16 protein-coding genes are annotated in these 16,518 nt (G+C 44.3%); 14 read left to right on the top strand and 2 right to left on the bottom strand.

Annotated elements, in window-relative coordinates; all coding sequences use genetic code 11:
- The first annotated feature begins 2 nt into the window (after nucleotides 1-2).
- The 8 genes from BBD42_RS03500 (at nucleotide 3) to BBD42_RS03465 (ending at nucleotide 10,221) form a co-directional block, all read left to right on the top strand.
- On the top strand, nucleotides 3-710 hold the full coding sequence (locus BBD42_RS03500; RefSeq protein ID WP_237163494.1) for a DUF7832 domain-containing protein: 708 nt from the start codon (nucleotides 3-5) through the stop codon (nucleotides 708-710).
- A gap of 341 nt (nucleotides 711-1,051) precedes the next feature.
- Nucleotides 1,052-1,693: a glycoside hydrolase family 11 protein gene (locus BBD42_RS03495; RefSeq protein ID WP_099517011.1), complete on the top strand. Its 642-nt coding sequence runs from the start codon at nucleotides 1,052-1,054 to the stop codon at nucleotides 1,691-1,693.
- Nucleotides 1,694-1,819: 126 nt separating this feature from the next.
- Nucleotides 1,820-2,719, top strand: coding sequence for a formylglycine-generating enzyme family protein (locus BBD42_RS03490; RefSeq protein ID WP_099517010.1), 900 nt, complete (start codon nucleotides 1,820-1,822; stop codon nucleotides 2,717-2,719).
- Nucleotides 2,720-3,053: 334 nt separating this feature from the next.
- Nucleotides 3,054-4,619, top strand: a complete 1,566-nt coding sequence (locus BBD42_RS03485; RefSeq protein WP_099517009.1) for a response regulator transcription factor — start codon at nucleotides 3,054-3,056, stop codon at nucleotides 4,617-4,619.
- 24 nt (nucleotides 4,620-4,643) lie between these two features.
- Nucleotides 4,644-6,386: a sensor histidine kinase gene (locus BBD42_RS03480; protein ID WP_099517008.1), complete on the top strand. Its 1,743-nt coding sequence runs from the start codon at nucleotides 4,644-4,646 to the stop codon at nucleotides 6,384-6,386.
- A 102-nt stretch (nucleotides 6,387-6,488) separates the two neighbouring features.
- Complete coding sequence (locus tag BBD42_RS03475; RefSeq protein ID WP_099517007.1) at nucleotides 6,489-8,192, top strand: type 2 periplasmic-binding domain-containing protein; 1,704 nt, start codon at nucleotides 6,489-6,491, stop codon at nucleotides 8,190-8,192.
- A 93-nt stretch (nucleotides 8,193-8,285) separates the two neighbouring features.
- Nucleotides 8,286-9,260 carry an ABC transporter permease gene (locus BBD42_RS03470; protein WP_481855915.1) on the top strand — a complete coding sequence of 325 codons (975 nt, stop codon included), beginning with the start codon at nucleotides 8,286-8,288 and terminating at the stop codon, nucleotides 9,258-9,260.
- 16 nt (nucleotides 9,261-9,276) lie between these two features.
- Entirely contained in the window at nucleotides 9,277-10,221 is a 945-nt protein-coding gene (locus tag BBD42_RS03465; protein WP_099517005.1) for a carbohydrate ABC transporter permease, read from the top strand.
- 117 nt (nucleotides 10,222-10,338) lie between these two features.
- On the opposite strand, the gene BBD42_RS03460 is transcribed toward BBD42_RS03465, so the two are convergent.
- Nucleotides 10,339-10,905 carry a TetR/AcrR family transcriptional regulator gene (locus tag BBD42_RS03460; RefSeq protein ID WP_099517004.1) on the bottom strand — a complete coding sequence of 189 codons (567 nt, stop codon included), beginning with the start codon at nucleotides 10,903-10,905 and terminating at the stop codon, nucleotides 10,339-10,341.
- Nucleotides 10,906-11,115: 210 nt separating this feature from the next.
- Between BBD42_RS03460 and lpdA the strand changes: the two genes are divergently transcribed.
- The 6 genes from lpdA (at nucleotide 11,116) to BBD42_RS03430 (ending at nucleotide 15,935) form a co-directional block, all read left to right on the top strand.
- Nucleotides 11,116-12,519, top strand: a complete 1,404-nt coding sequence (gene lpdA / locus BBD42_RS03455) for a dihydrolipoyl dehydrogenase (protein WP_099517003.1) — start codon at nucleotides 11,116-11,118, stop codon at nucleotides 12,517-12,519.
- 42 nt (nucleotides 12,520-12,561) lie between these two features.
- Nucleotides 12,562-13,194 carry a biotin/lipoyl-containing protein gene (locus BBD42_RS03450; RefSeq protein WP_099517002.1) on the top strand — a complete coding sequence of 211 codons (633 nt, stop codon included), beginning with the start codon at nucleotides 12,562-12,564 and terminating at the stop codon, nucleotides 13,192-13,194.
- Nucleotides 13,178-14,350: an ABC transporter permease gene (locus tag BBD42_RS03445; protein WP_099517001.1), complete on the top strand. Its 1,173-nt coding sequence runs from the start codon at nucleotides 13,178-13,180 to the stop codon at nucleotides 14,348-14,350. The genes BBD42_RS03450 and BBD42_RS03445 overlap by 17 nt, the downstream gene beginning before the upstream one ends.
- An 83-nt stretch (nucleotides 14,351-14,433) precedes the next feature.
- On the top strand, nucleotides 14,434-14,961 hold the full coding sequence (locus BBD42_RS03440) for a leucine-rich repeat domain-containing protein (protein ID WP_099517000.1): 528 nt from the start codon (nucleotides 14,434-14,436) through the stop codon (nucleotides 14,959-14,961).
- Nucleotides 14,962-15,037: 76 nt separating this feature from the next.
- On the top strand, nucleotides 15,038-15,400 hold the full coding sequence (locus BBD42_RS03435) for a hypothetical protein (protein ID WP_099516999.1): 363 nt from the start codon (nucleotides 15,038-15,040) through the stop codon (nucleotides 15,398-15,400).
- Nucleotides 15,401-15,542: 142 nt separating this feature from the next.
- A complete protein-coding gene (locus BBD42_RS03430; RefSeq protein WP_150131503.1) occupies nucleotides 15,543-15,935 on the top strand; it encodes a hypothetical protein in 393 nt (130 codons plus the stop codon).
- 131 nt (nucleotides 15,936-16,066) lie between these two features.
- Here the strand turns inward: BBD42_RS03430 and BBD42_RS03425 are convergent, their stop codons facing one another.
- The gene (locus tag BBD42_RS03425; RefSeq protein WP_099516997.1) at nucleotides 16,067-16,462 is read right to left on the bottom strand and encodes a hypothetical protein; all 396 of its coding nucleotides are present in this window, start codon (nucleotides 16,460-16,462) and stop codon (nucleotides 16,067-16,069) included.
- Nucleotides 16,463-16,518: the final 56 nt, after the last annotated feature.

Genomic DNA, 16,518 nt, shown 5'->3' with positions numbered 1-16,518 from the left:
AGATGGAACTGGTATTGACCAAACAGGGAAAGACGTTTAAAGATTATCGGCATTTAGCGATTACCGAAGGAATAGAGGTTTATATCCTTAATATCATCAAGGGCCGGCTTTATGCTGACAAGAAGACGATGAACCCGACATACGAGCCCTATCCCGTCAAGCAGGAAGCGATCGATCGGCTGAACGAATTGGCTGATGAACTGAGGGATAAAGGTTTTGTGGAAGAACCGCGAGATATTTTATTTCAGATCGCAGAAAAAGAAAATTACGTCTACGATAAGGCGAAATGGCATTACGATGGCGATTTTCCGCAAGAGTTGGAGCACCACCAAGCTTACGTTCCGTCGGGCATGTTCATCGCTTGGATAATCAAAAATGATTTGCTCAGCAAACGAAGCCGCAAAGAAGATGCAGCGGAAATTGAGCTTGTCAAAAGAAATGAGATGACCGGAGCTCAATTTTATCGTAAAAACTGGGATGGCGTGCTGAGCTCGAACGAATTGTCGGATGAGGCAGATGCGTTTGCCCGCGAATATCTCAATATCCAAAACGACATCTATACGGCCGTTGATTTCACGAATGGATTGGCAGCCGGCTTGCCGACGATCTACCATGTAGAAGATTCGTTTGAAAACTATCACATCATCGAGCCGATAATTACGGAGCGTTACCAGGACTGGAAACGTCGCAAAAAATCGGGAGCCGAATAATGTAGTTTTACGATGCAAAAGGAGGGCATAAAAGTGCCGACTCCTTTTTTTGTTGATAAAACGCATATAGCCATGGCGGCCGAGAAAAGCAAGGCCACGGGCAGGTAGGCCAGATCTGTAATCGGCGACTCATCCTGCTCAGTAAAAAATAAGCTTAGAAAATGAAGGAAAAACCTATAATCTACAATGTATTAATGTATGCGCTTACTTGTTATAATTTACCTCAAGAAGGAGGTGATAGTAAAATGATGGCGAGACATGACACAGGATAAGTGTTGGGCGGCATAAAGAAGAAACCCTAACACATAGGCAAATAACGATAAAAAATGAGGAGGTATCTTATGTTCAAATTAAAGCTGAATAAGAAAATTTTGACGGTATGCCTTGCAGCCTCTATGAGCTTGGGCTTGTTTTCGGCAACCTCAAGTGCAGCGACTGACTATTGGCAAAATTGGACCGATGGCGGCGGAACAGTAAATGCTGTCAATGGATCCGGCGGCAATTATAGTGTTACATGGTCAAATGTCGGGAATTTCGTTGTTGGCAAAGGCTGGCTTAACGGATCGCCAAACCGGATAGTTAACTATAATGCCGGCGTCTGGGCGCCGTCTGGCAATGGATATTTGACTCTTTACGGGTGGACAAGAAACTCGCTAATTGAATATTACGTCGTTGACAGTTGGGGCACGTATCGTCCTACCGGAACGTATAAAGGAACCGTGTCCAGCGACGGAGGCACATATGACATTTATACGACTATGCGTTACAACGCGCCATCCATCGACGGGACACAGACCTTCCCTCAGTATTGGAGTGTCCGCCAGTCGAAGAGAGCAACTGGGGTCAACTCCGCAATCACGTTCAGCAACCACGTTAATGCATGGCAGAGTAAAGGAATGAATCTAGGGAGCAGCTGGACGTACCAGGTATTTGCGACAGAGGGGTATCAAAGCAGCGGCAGCTCTAATGTAACGGTGTGGTAAAAGGCATCATTTCATTTTAAATATTGCTTGCTAAGGCCTGCCGGTCTCACAGCTGGCGGCCTTATCTATTTCAACAAAAGATTTTTGCTTGTATCCTTTTCCTATTCGTTAAAAGGAGAAATAGTAATGAGAAAACGATTTATTTTCCTTTTGCCAGCAATATTATTGGTAGTCATTGCTTGCTCGCAAGAAATGCCTGAAAAGACCGAGAAGACCGAGAAGCCCGAGAAGCCCGAGAAGACCGAAAACAATAAAAACAATGATAGCCTTGTATTTGTAGAAGGCGGAAATTTTGTGAATACAAAGTCCAACTTTTATGGAAAAGGTGTAACCATACCGAGCTTTTATATCGACAAATATGAGGTAACTCAACAAGAGTGGGTTGAGGTTATGGGAAGCAACCCCTCCGGCTTCAAGGGAGACCATTTACCGGTAGAAATGGTGAGCTGGTATGATGTTGTTGAATACTGCAATAAACGAAGTATTAAAGAGGGCCTGAAACCGTATTACGAGATTGACAAAAATAAAAAAGATCCGAGTAATAAGAGTGATCACGATAATCTAAAATGGACAGTAACGATCAATGAGGGAGCGAGTGGTTACCGATTGCCGACGGAAGCGGAGTGGGAATACGCCGCAGGTGGAGGCCAGGTGAGCCACAGCTACACCTACAGCGGGAGCAATAATGTAGATGAAGTAGCTTGGTATTGGAAAAATGCCGGAGACAAATACTTATCAGGAGAATGGAACTGGACGATTATAGAAAGCAACAAAAATAAAACAAAATCTGTCGGTGCCCAAAAACCCAATGAGCTAGGTCTTTACGATATGTCAGGTAATGTAAGGGAGTGGTGCTGGAACTGGTACGGGGATGGGGACTTGGATAACGAGAGCGGTTCTTTCCGGGTTGTAAAGGGCGGCGGTTGGATCGGCGACGTCAGAAACAACGAGTTATCTTATCGGGGAAAGTTTGAGGCGAATGGGATTGGCCCGGATCAAGGTTTTCGTGTGAGCCGGGCCCAATAAAATCGGAAAATGGCTACCATATATTAGGCAGTATCAGGCCGAAGTTCGCAAGTGTATAGCGCCTGGCAAGCCGCGATTTTTGAAGCAAAGGGAAGCAAAGATAACCCTTTGCTTTTCTTATGTAAAGTCTATATGCTCCTAGTACGCTCTGATATAATCAACCCCAGTCTTGCTTTATGATCTGCTTATTCTGTACATATATGAAAATGTTCCGATCTATAGAAGAAGATTTTGAGCAAGTAGTCGATGGAAAACTCACGGTATTCTTTTTGGAAATTATATTTTATAGTTAGTATCTAATTGGAATGAGCTTTAGCAAGGGAGTGAGATTACGATGTACGGAATCATTATTGTCGACGATGAATTATTTGTCCGCAAGGGCTTGATTGAAATGGTGGATTGGGCAAGCAGCGGTTTTGAGGTGATAGGTGAGGCAGACAACGGAGAAGACGCTCTGGAGCTAATCTGCAAGCAGCAGCCGCATCTTGTCATTACGGATATCCGTATGCCAATTTTAGACGGAATCGGGCTAATTCAAGCGGTAAGGGAGGCGAAGCTTGAAACCGAATTTATTATTATTAGCGGCTATAATGACTTCCGTTACGCCCAGCAGGCGGTTCGGTACGATGTGCTGGATTATGTGCTTAAGCCTATTAATGAGAACGAAATCGTGAAAGCGCTTCACAAATATCGCGACAAGTTTTCTGCACAGAAACAGTTAAAAGAGAGGCTTATTATTCACGAGGAAGAGAAGCTGATTGAGACGCTCATTCGCGGTGAAGTGAAGGACGAGGCACTTGAGGTCTGGGAAAAGCATTGGACTGGAATGGGAGCGAAGGAGTTTATGTACGTATTGCTGGAAATTAATAATGTGTTTCCGTGGGGAAACAGGCTTATGCCTCCTAAGGCAGAATTCAAAAATGCAATCCAGCAATCGGTTCAGCAGCTTTGTTCGGAAACCCCGATTGTGCACGAGCATCGGCGCGCATTCGGATTTATTATACCCGATCTCTATTTAAGGGGGCATAATGGTGATGCACGAAGCTTCATGGCAGATTGCCTGCTTCAGCTCAGCAATTTGTTCTCCTTAGACATACAAGCCTATGTGGGCAGAACGGTAAGCTCCTTCATGCTATTGAAGCATTCTTACATCAGTGCTAAGGAGACCGTGCAATATAAATACTTTAGGCACACCCAGCCAATCCTGCTGCATTCCGATATTGCCGAGAAGGATCTCCGTTATGTCCATGTCAAGGACGAGGTGTACCGTACAATCATTGAAGCCATTGAAGAGAACAACGAGCAAAAGCTTGTTTTGGTTATCGACCGGATGTTTGCGGAGTTTGCAGAGAAGGCGGTATCGCAGGAAGCTATAAAAGCGGCCACGATTCAATGTGTCCACAGTGTGCTGAATACGGTTAGAAGTATGGAAGGAGATGAAAAGCAGCTGGCAAGTCTTATGCCTATCATGAACTGGCAGGATCATAACATTACATTTAGCGAGCTCCGGGCCTTATTTGAAACCTTTGCGCTGGAGGCTGCCAGATTGATTCAGAGTCTTTATCAAAGCTGCGGAAGCAGCGGGCTTTATAAAATTAAGTGTTATGTAGATAAAAATTTTCATGAAAATCTTAATCTGAAAAGTATAGCTAATCAGTTTTACATGAGTTCTGCTTATCTCGGACAACTATTCAAAAAAAACTATGGGATGTATTTCAACGACTACTTGCTCCAGCTGCGTATTACGGAAGCCAAGAAGCTTCTAAGACAGACCGACTTGCGGATCTATGAAATTGCCGAGCAGGTGGGCTTCAAAAATGCGGATTATTTCGTGACCCAATTTGAAAAGCTGGGACAGATGACCCCTACGGAATATAGAAGCCGGATCGGCAAGCGCTAAAGCGAGGAGGGAGAAGGGGAAGCTATGTATTTTCTGAATAATATCCGGCTGAGAAACAAAATGTTTTTGGTATATTTCCTTGGTGTCATTGCTCCAATCATTCTGACGAATGCGATTTTTTATAATATTATTACCGAGAATGTAAAAGAACAAAGAATCAATGATATTGACCGTGCCGTGGAGCAAATTAAAAATGAGTTCCAGTTAATGGTTGATCAAGGTGTAGGATTATCCTCCTTTTTTTATGCGGATTACAAAACCAATGAAGTGTTAAACATGAATTTTACGCATACGGAAGACTATGTAGAGGCCTATGATCTCTATCTAAGATCGATTCTGAACAATTACTCCCCGTTTTCTTCTTCTCTGCAGAACAAAACAATATATGTAGACAATCCCACGCTTTTGAATTCAGGAAATATCGGCATATTATCCGACGAGGTTCGTGAAGAAGCATGGTATAAGCTTTGGCTGAAGGATGCGTCATCCCAGCCTGTATTCGTTCGTATCGAAGACCCGGAGGGCCAATTTCAATCGTTTTCGCTGCTCCGGCGAATGGATTATTTTGCGGATCGGATGGCCAAGGAGAAGCTCATTAAAATTGATTTCAAGACGATTGATATTATGGAGATTTTTTCTAATTTGAATGTAAAGGGAGATATGTACCTGCTGGGTCCAGGAGACCGAATAGAATACACAACCAACCGGGCAATCAACTGGCAGGATAATGCTGAGCATCTGTACAGCTCCCTGAAATCGGATAATCTCATTCAATTTGAGAAGGGATATGGCAGCATCAGTTATTTGCGCGGCTGGAAGGTCGTGGGTACCATTAATGAGCATGAGATTATTAAGGAGGAGCTGAAGTCCCGCTATTTCATTGTTTGGTCCGGATGCGTGATGATGATTGTTCCTACTGTAATCATCTTAATCATTACAAGGTCCATTAACGTACGGATTATTGAAATTTTAAAGCATATGAAGAAAGTAAAAACACAGAATTTCCAGATGATCAATTATGGGGAAGCCCGTGATGAAATCGGCCAGCTGACGCTCGAATTCAACAATATGATTATGCAGATTAAGACATTAATTAACGATGTGTATATTACGGCTATCCAGAAAAAATCGCTTGAGCTGGAACGGCGGAAGGCGCAGCTAAATGCTCTTCAAAGCCAGATTAATCCCCATTTCCTGTTCAATGCGCTGGAAACGATACGGATGCGAAGTCTGCTTAAGCATGAGAAGGAGACAGCTAAAATGATTCAAAGCATGGCGATGATTTTACGCAGCTCTCTAACCTGGAATAAGGAATGGGTAACAGTGGAGGAGGAACTGGGTTTTATCATGTGCTTTTTAGATATACAGAAATACCGTTTCGAAGACAAATTGAAATACCATGTCGAGGTAGAGCCTGAAGCCCGTGCCTGTGTAATCCCGAAGATGGTGTTTCTTCCCTTTGTGGAGAACGCTAGCATTCATGGAATTGAACCGTTGAAAAAAGGCGGGGGAATTGATATCCGGATTGGAATGGAGGAGGATTTTGTCGTTTTCTCGGTCAAAGACAACGGAATTGGCATGAACGAGGAGCAGGTCAGCAAGCTGTATGACTACCTTAAGGGGGAAGAACTTATTGGCGACCGGATTGGGATACAGAATGTAATTTACAGGGGCAAAATGCTGTATGGCGACCGAATTGTATTTGAAGTACACAGCCGCCCTGGTGAAGGAACACGAATCGTGCTGAAAATTCCATCGAATCCATAGTTTTCAAAGAATAAACCATAATTTAAAGGGTAACGATGAAATGAAAACGCTTTTATACTAAGGGAGTAACACACCATTCATATAAAAGGGGGAGTAAAAGCAATGAGCAAAATCAATAGAGTTTGGCTTCTCTGTTTAACAGCAGTATTATCATTATCTGTGATTACAGCTTGCTCTGGCAACAATAATACGAAGGAAAATACGGGATCGGCGGAGCAGAGTGGCAGTGCAACTACAGGAGCCAAGCAGGATAAAGTAACCTTTAAAATTTTCAACGGGGTAGCCGGTTCGAAGGATGGCAATACCAATCAAACTACAATCGGCAAGCTCCTTGAGGATCAAACCGGCGTGAATTTCAAACTGGAGTTTGTAGTCGGCGACTTAAATACAAAGATTGGAACGATGATTGCCGCTAACGATTACCCTGATGTGCTAATCCCGGATGCAGCAATAGAAGAAGTGCTGAATGCAGGCGCTTTTATACCGCTCGATGATCTCATTGAGCAATACGGTCCAAATATCAAGCGGGTTTATGGAAAATCGCTGAATCAAATGAAAGCGAAAGATGGAAAAATCTATTTCCTCCCTATTGCTGCGCAAGTGAACGATTTTATTCCCGAACCGGAAGCAGGAGCAGCCTTCTGGGTGCAGCGTCGTGTGCTGGAGGAAGCCGGATATCCCAAGATCAAAACTTTGGATCAGTACGTCGAGCTAATTACGAATTACCGAGATAAGCATAAGGATGAAAATTTGACAGGATTAGTGTCACTTACACATGACTGGCGTTTTTTTGCTACCTCCAATCCGCCTATGCACCTTATGGGTTACCCGAATGACGGCAATGTTATTGTAGATACCAACACTTGGGAAGCAAAAACGTATGCAGGTTCTGACGCTACCAAGAAGTGGTTGAAAGAATTAAATAAACTGAATGCAAATGGGCTTTTTGACAAAGCGTCCTTTGTAGATAACTACGACCAGTATATCGCCAAACTAACTTCCCATAAGGTACTCGGCTTTTTCGATTACCGCTGGCAGGTAGATAATGCGCTTAATGTCCTGAAGGATGCGGCAAGAAAAGATCCTTCCCTGGACGGATATAATTACTTCCCGCTGCCCATTACCTTTGATGAAAATACCCCGGATGCTTATCTGGACCCTCCGGGCGGTCTAGTAACCAACCGCGGAATCGGGATTACGGTCAGCGCCAAGGACCCGGTCCGAATCATCCAGTACTTTGACAATATGCTGACAGAAGAGAATCAGACGCTGTTGTCATGGGGAATCAAGGGCGATACCTATGAAGTAAATGAAGAAGGCCGCTACTATCGTACTCAAGAGCAAATTGACAAAATTGATGAGACGTTCAGAGAGAGCTTTGGCTTCAAATATTACAGCTGGAACTGGCCTATGTATAATGCTACCTCTACACTGGCTAACGGAAATGCGCGAAATGTTGCCAGCCAGCCAGAGGTTTTCCAAATGACACTGACGGAGAAGGATAAACTCATTCTGGAGAAATATGGGGTGCAAACCTATAGCCAGTTGTACGCTGAGCCGATCAGCCGTCCTTACTTCCCTGCCTGGGGATTTGCGAAGGAGCAAAACTCGCCGGAACAGCTATGGGAAGCAAGCAAGGATGAAATGACGAAGAAATACTTCCCGAAAATGGTAATGGCAACTCCGGATAAATTTGATGCTGTATGGGAGGAGTATATGAAGGAATTCGGCAAGCTGGACACTGCGGGTTATGAGAAATGGACAACGGAGCAAGTGAAGCAGAAGGTTGCGATGGCGAACCAATAATCCCGTTTATGAGAAAGGCCAGACTGCATCGGTTGAGGCTGGCCTTTCTGAATGTTTGCTTTACCCGTGTGGTTTTGGAAGGAGAGAATACAGGTGGACAAAAATACGGTATTGGCCATTTCCCAGTCCAAGGGAAATAAATACGAGAACCGAATCAGGCTTTTCTTTAAAAAGCTGTTTCAACAGCGTGCCCTCGCCATAATGTCTGTTCCCTTTTTAATATGGCTGATTATATTTAAATATTTACCGCTATGGGGCTGGACCATCGCTTTCCAGGATTATAAGCCGGCTAAGAAATTTATGGATCAAGCGTGGATTGGGTTTGAGCATTTTAAATTTTTGTTCGGGGATGACCGATTTCTCAGAGTTCTCCGCAATACGCTGGCTATGAGCTCGATTAATTTGATTTTTGGCTTCGTTACAGCGATTACACTTGCTTTGCTGCTAAATGAAATACGCAATATCGCCTTTAAACGCGTCGTTCAGACCGTGAGTTATTTGCCACACTTTATATCCTGGGTGGTCGCAGCGAGCATTATCCAAACGACCTTGTCGCCGGACGGAACGATCAACCAATTGTTAGTCGGGTTAGGATTTATTGATCGCGGCAATGAAATTTTGTTCTTAGGCATTCCAGAGTATTTCTGGACCATATTCGGAGCAAGCTCTATCTGGAAAGACATTGGATGGAATACCATTGTGTATCTGGCGGCAATGACGACGATTGATCCTACGCAATATGAAGCTGCAGAGATTGACGGGGCGAACCGTTTTAAGAAAATGATCTATATTACATTGCCTGGTATTAAATCTGTTGTAATTATACTGCTAATTATGAATATCGGTTATTTGCTGGAGTCGGGATTCGAACCACAATATTTGCTGGGCAACGGCATGAATGTTGATTATTCCGAGAACATAGATATATTCGTGCTGAAATACGGGATTGCGCAGAGCAATTTCTCTCTTTCTATTGCAGCAGGCATGTTCAAGACCGTGGTCAGCTTCATCCTATTGTTTATAGCGAATAACGCCGCGAAACGCATGGGCGAAGCCAGGCTGTATTAGAAAAGGAGGAGCACGAATGGAAAACGTAGCTGTCAAAAAGAATAAACGGATTAAGCATCGAGTGAGCTCTTCCACCGGTGACCGCTTGTTTGTCATTTGCAACTACAGCTTCATGATTTTTTTGATGATCATTACTCTTTATCCATTTTTGAACGTACTTGCGGTTTCTCTCAACAGTGCACAGGATTCAATAAAAGGCGGAATCTATCTGCTGCCTCGAGAGTGGACAATCGCTAACTATAGCTATATTTTTAGAGAGGCGACCATTTTTCATGCGACTCTCATATCAGTCCTGCGAACGGTCATAGGAACTGTCGTAACCGTCTTCTGCTCGGCCATGCTGGCTTTTACGCTCAGCAGACAGGAATATGTGCTCCGCAAATTCATTACGGTGGCCTTTATTATGACTATGTATTTTAACGGCGGCCTAATTCCAAATTATCTCCTAATGAGAGATATGGGGCTGGTTGGAAGCTTCTGGGTATACATTCTTCCGGGAATCATTGGCGTATTCAACCTGATCATCATTCGTTCCTTTATTGAGAATCTTCCGGAAAGCATCCTTGAGTCGGGAAAAATGGACGGTGCAGGAGATTACAGAACCTTTTTCAGCATTATTTTGCCGTTAACGGTGCCCGTGCTTGCAACGGTAGCTTTATTTTCCGGGGTATACCAATGGAATTCGTGGTTCGACGTCTTTCTATATAATTCATCAGACAGCAATTTGAGCACCTTGCAATATGAACTGCAGAAAATTCTGCAAAACTCCAATACGACCACCGGAACATCGAGCATGGATGGGATGATTCAAGGAGCCAGCGGAGCACAGCAAAATATGGTTACGCCTATGGCCGTTCGTGCTACGATGACGATTGTTGCCTCGGTGCCGATTATTATGGTGTATCCTTTCCTGCAAAAATATTTTGTCAAAGGCATGATGGTAGGCGGGGTAAAAGGGTAAGCTCCCAATTGGAGTCTACGTGCTTCCATGCGCCTCAATGCCGGAAGCTACTACTTGAACAAAAAAAACACGCCATTTATGGGTGTGTTTTTTTTGTGCTTAGCAGCTTGGACAAGTCTAGGCGATAACCAGCGCTTTGGCATATTGTTTGCCTGCCGAGAGCAGGCTGTCGCTCATTTCAGGATTGTGAACAGAACGTGCAAGAACAAGAGAGCCGATCATCGTGCTCAGCAGGGCGCTGCCTTTGGTTAGGTCGATTCCTGCCAAATCGGATATAAACGCAATCATCCGCTCCAGTTCAATGGTAAATACTTGCCGAATCTCTTCGGAGGAACGGGATATTTCGCTGGAAAGGGCAGGCAGAATGCAGCCCATCTCCGTTTTGTCGCGATGGTATGGACTTAAATAATAGTCAATGACCGTATTGATTTTGGGATTCTGAAGCTCCTGATCAGCGATGCTCTGCAGCAGTGCGATCGTATCGCTGGTGGCATACTGGCAGGCTTCGGCGACCAGCTGCTCTTTGTTGTCAAAATGCGAATAAAACCCTCCATGGGTCAATCCGGCCCCCTTCATAATGAACGGAACACTTACATCATGGATCCCATTGGTGCGAAAAGCCTGAGCAGCACTTTCAACGATCTTATTCCTTACTTTAAGCTTATGGCCTTTGGGATACGGCATTGTAATCACCCCATATCATCATCATTAACTTCATCATGCCATCTTTTAAAATATTATAATCGTCATAATTAAGCCTGTCAATTTAGCGATAAGCTAACGTTTAGCTCCAAAAAGGCTAAATGCGGCTGTTGACGTTTTTAAAATATGATGGTTATAATATATTACGATCATCATATTTTGGGAAGCAACTTCAACAGGAGGTATCACGATATGAGTAAGCTTGAATCGGTAGAAACGTTAGTCATTGGATCAGGTCCGGGAGGTTATGGGGCGGCGCTGCGCTGTTCACAGCTTGGAATGAAGACAGCAATTGTTGAACGCAGTCAGCTTGGGGGAGTCTGCACGAATGTTGGCTGCATTCCATCCAAAGCGTTGATAGCAGAATCGCATCGCCATGAATTGCTCCAAGAGTTCTATCCTGCAGATGCGGCAGCGACATTTAAGAATGCTCAGCTTTTCAAGCAGGGAATTGTGAATAAGCAGGCAGGCGGAGTCAGTTATTTATTAAAGACTGCCGGTGTGAGCATTTTGGAGGGGCAAGCCCGTTTCGTTGATGAACATACCGCTCTTATCAAACAAGCTGGACAAGAGCAGCTCATCTCTTTCAAGTACGCCATACTGGCAACGGGCTCTCGTCCGATTGAGCTGCAAGCCTTTCCGTTCGGCGGGCGTATGCTGTCTTCCACTGAGGCTCTTTCACTCCCAGAGGTTCCTGCTAGCTTAGTGGTCATCGGCGGTGGATATATCGGGATTGAGCTTGGGCAGATGTATGCCAAATTTGGCACAAAGGTGACGATTCTGGAGGGAGGAGAACAAGTGCTGCCGGGATTCGAGGCGGAGCTTGCTGCCCCTGTTGTCAAGCAGTTGAAGGCTGATGGGATAAACATCGTAACGGGTGCGACGGCGGGAAAAATGGTGCAGAATTCCGCGGGCATTACGCTTCATTATTCTAAAAATAAAGAGCAGCATCAGGTTACAGCGGAATATGCATTAGTCACTGTCGGCAGAAAACCAAATACAGACGGCGAGTTAGGGCTGGATCGCATCGGCCTGCCAGTGACAAGCAGAGGACTGATCAGTACGGATAAACAGTGCAGAACGGCTATCCCGCATATTTTTGCAATTGGAGATATTACGGCTGGTCCGGCGCTCGCACACAAGGCGTCCTATGAAGCGAAAGTTGCAGCCGAAGCGATTGCAGGCTATGCCTCCGAGGTCGATTATAAAGCGATTCCGCTCGTCGTCTTTTCCAATCCAGAGCTGGCTAGTGTGGGCTTAAGCGAAACGGAAGCAAAGGCAAAAGCCATCCCGATTGTTGTCGGCAAAGCCCCTTTCGCAATCAACGGAAGAGCATTGGCATTGAAGGAATCGGAAGGCTTCGTCAAAGTGGTGGCGGACCCGATCTCAGGAATCGTCCTTGGTGCACAAATCGTTGGAGTAGAGGCATCCACCCTTATATCGGAGCTTGCCCTTGCGATAGAGATGGGGGCAGCCGCAGAAGATTTGGCTATGACGATTCATCCCCATCCTACATTGGGAGAAGTAATGATGGAGGCTGCCGAAAACGCGGTCAGAAAAATGAGGATGACAAGTCAAAAAGAGCAGCAGGTTTAACAGCAAATAGAAAATGGAAATGGAAATAGGAGAGATACAACAATGAAGATAAAAGCAGGTTTTTATATCGGGATTGCGATTGTGCTTATCGTGGGAGGCTCGCTACTTGCGATGAAAGGAAAGGATGCTGTCAGTCAAGCTGAGAGCAGAAAGCAAGGTGTGCTTGAGGCGGAGCAAACGACACTATTTTATGACAAGAGTCCAGGGATGATGGTAAAGGTTAATGCAGCTGCAGGCGATTCCGTAAAACAGGGAGATGTGCTCTTTCAGGTTAAATCAGCTGACGAAGGGGAAATCGATGTGCTTGCGCCGAATGACGGATTAATCAGCAGAGTCGCTGTAAAGCCGGGGGAACAGCTGGCACAAGGCATGCCCGTTGCGATTTTGCAAAAGAATACCTTCTATACAGATCTATACATTCAGGAAAGTGAAATGGATAAGCTTGAGGTCAATAAAAGGGTAGAGGTTCATTTTCCATATGTGGAGCGTCAAGTTCAGATCGATGGTGTTGTGGCTTCCATTGCAGCTGCGCCTCAATTTGCCAACCTGCGTATGAGTCGTGAGAAAGGGCAAGCTGATTTAAGCATGTTCCTTGTTCGAATAGCGATGGAATCAAATGCTGATTTGCTTCCGGGCATGACCGCGGAGGTGAGACTTGATGAATTCGCTGATTGACGAGTGGAAGCACGTAGCGGGCAGCAAGTATGCTCGTATGATCTTTATCGGTCCGATCATTGCGGCCATCTTTTTTGGATTGATGTTTTCGCAGAACCAGATCAGCGAATCTCCCGTTGTTGTCATTGATGAGGATCACAGTGCTTATTCCCGGCAGATCATTTCCAAAATCAATGCTTCCCCATATATGAAAGTCACTAACGTGTACGCCAGCCGTATGGCCCCAGAAACATTGCTGGCTAATGAGCAGGCTGTAGCGGTCATCATGCTTCCCAAACAGTTGGAGCAGCGTCAGCAGCAGGGAATATCAACGAATATCGGCATTTTAATGGATAATACGATGCCCTCCGGGCTGACGGGCATCCGAACCGCAATTCAGGAAGTCGTCGTAACGGAAAATACGACCCTTTCCATGACCCGTCTGCTGCAAAAAGGAATGGATGCGGAAACGACCAAAGGGCTCGTCTCCCCGTTGTCCCTTCAGCAGCGCATGCTGTTTAATCCGACCACAAGCTATGTCGGCTTTATGGTGCTTGGGTTTGTAAATATTGTCGTTCTCATGATTACGACAAGCGCAGCGGGTTCGATTGTACCTCGCCTGCGTCAGGAGGGAAAGCTCTTCGAAAGCGGGAAGTCGCCTTTTCAGCTGTGGATGCGCACTGTACCTTACGCTGTTCTGAGCTCCCTATCCCTGCTTCTGTGCTATGGATTATTAAAGCAGGTGGGGGCCATGCGGTTTGAAGCGGAGCCCTATGTTTTTATCATCCCCTTGCTTGTTTATGCCTTTGCGTTGTCACTTGTGGGCATGTTGATTGGCTATTCTGCCAAAGACCAGTCCAAAGTCAGTTTGCGAACCAGCTTGGTGCTGTATCCATCGTTTCTTGCTACGGGAATTCAGCTGACTCCGCTCGCATTTCCAGAGCCCTTTCAAATTTTCGCATGGGCGTTGCCGATGAACTGGCTGAACCGGCTCATCCGCGGGATGGCTTTTCGCGAGGGGGAGCTAACAGCCTACGGCCAGGAATTGGGGGCGCTGCTGATCATTATCGGCGTTGTGTCCTTGGTTATTGGATTACTTGTACTGCGGGAAGCTGGGAAAACAGATTCCAGCCGGGAACCAAGGATGACTTCAGATGTTGTGCCGAGCAGCAGTTAAACGATATTTGATGTGAAAGAAACAAAAGTAGGTTAGAGTAGAATGATATAATAATTCAAAATGAATTTTTGGAGCTGAACTGTATGGGGAAGCTTGAACAAGCATTATTAGAACTATTTGGTGAGAAATACGAGTACCACATGTCAAATCCTTTTACTGTAGTCAAGATTGACCTTGAAGATAGCTTGCTTCAAGAAATAACAAGTATAGAAGCACTAGCGGTTTTTAGGGAATTGACGCACTTAAACATCTCTGGCCTAGGCATAAGAGATATAACACCATTAAAGAAACTAAAAAAATTGCAGGTTTTATATGCAGACTTTTGTAGCATTACGGATATTAAACCTTTGGCAGAGCTTTATGAGCTTCGGGAACTAGATATTTCATCTCCGCTTAATAGTATAAAGACGATTGAGCCATTACGCCAACTAAAGAATCTTGAGAAGCTTTATATTCCAGACCATCAAATCAAAACGCTTAAACCGATTTTGAATTTAAAAAACTTGCAAGTATTAAGTATTGCTAAAACGTTTATTCCAATGGATGAGATTGAGGAATTTAAGTTGTTGAATCCTAATTGTGAAGTATGGTTGGGGTGTCGTTTAGAATAATATTATATTCCTTTATCTATTATTTCTTTCCATCCAAGGTTAAGTTTGAGGATATGCTGGAGCCGGAGCGTGATTAATGAGTGTTAATAAAAAAGGTAGAAGAAAGATTGTATGTAACGCCAGATTATTTTATTGGTATGTCCAGCCGGACTATGACGATTGTGGGCAAATAAAGCTAAATATCGTTTCAGATGATAAAAAGTGGATCGTTTCATATGAAGTCGGTCAGTCCAAGAATCCCAAAACACCCCATATCGTTATTAAGGGACGGGAATTTGAAGGATTAGATAGATCCGGTTGGCAGGGCTGGATGAGGGTACAGACTCCAATCTGGAAGGATACGATTATCACACCAGAATTAGTAAAGACGATTATTGAATGGTGTTTTCATAAGAAGGAGCGATTAATCGTTGTTGATTGGAAGGGAGAAATCATTTAGAGCCTAAATGATAGACTTGGGTCCAGAGGATACGAGCAGCACTTTAAAAAAGGAGAGGTGTGATATAGCTCTAGCGCATGACTTCATACTGATTTCAAACCATAAATTTGAATCATTTCCCGTTTTCAGCATTTCAGAGTACATGAAGAAGCATCCACATCGTGTTGTCCATGTACACGACGATATGTTTGGATATATGCAAGATTCATTGAAATGGGTAGAAACTTACAATCCCGTTAATAATGAGAGTGAGCTTGGATTCAACTATTATGGTTACTCGATAATCGGAAAAAGTGGCGCTGCAACATTTTTGAAGGTAATGGAGGCTTGGCTCTTGCTATTTTCTCAAGCTCCAGATGAGATTAAGTTAACTGGTTGGTATACATGGACGGACGATGAGAACCCTAAACAATCAGGCTATTATGATAAATTGTCATTTAGCAAAATAGAGGTTCTTAATACTTTAAGAAAGTTAATTGAGTTCGCGATACAGGTCGAAGCTGGAGATTATAAGCTTATTTACAATGGTATTTAGAGAACATGGAGTGGGAAAAAAGAACACGCAGGTACCCAATGGTAACCGCGTGTTCTTTTTCATTTGTATGACTCCATATTTTACTATGACAAAGTCAACCAAAACCAAAATGATGACGTTACCCGACCCTATTATTTGAAGGAAATGCTATAGGATACGGACGGATAGGCTGTTGTCGATCCTGGAACGCGCTCTACTACTGTGATCAGAGTGCCAGGGTTATAGTAGGCCGAACCGCCGATGTAATAGGTGCTGTTAACGATGGCCGTTCCTAGATCGAGCGTCGTATTATTGTAGCTCCAGTAGTAATGCAGTTGAAGTGTATTTGGAACGGCTGTAATGACAGTAACACTTGTACCTGTAGTTTTAGCGTTAGGGAGGATGTAGGCATAGGATTGACTAGCAGCAAGTGCATTATTATAGGTACCTCCATAGCTGACGATCGCAGGATTAGCCGATGCCGTCATGCTGAACATAAGAGACATTGCCATAACGAGAACAAATAGTTTTGTGCCCAGTTTTTTCATAAAGGATCCGTCCTCTCTAAATGATGCTCCTCTTACTAAATGTTAGCGCTAACATT

Origin of the sequence: Paenibacillus sp. BIHB 4019, from assembly GCF_002741035.1 — a bacterium.
GTDB lineage: Bacteria > Bacillota > Bacilli > Paenibacillales > Paenibacillaceae > Pristimantibacillus.
The sequence above is the reverse complement of the archived record's forward strand: the minus strand, read 5'-3'. Positions and strand labels throughout refer to the sequence as shown.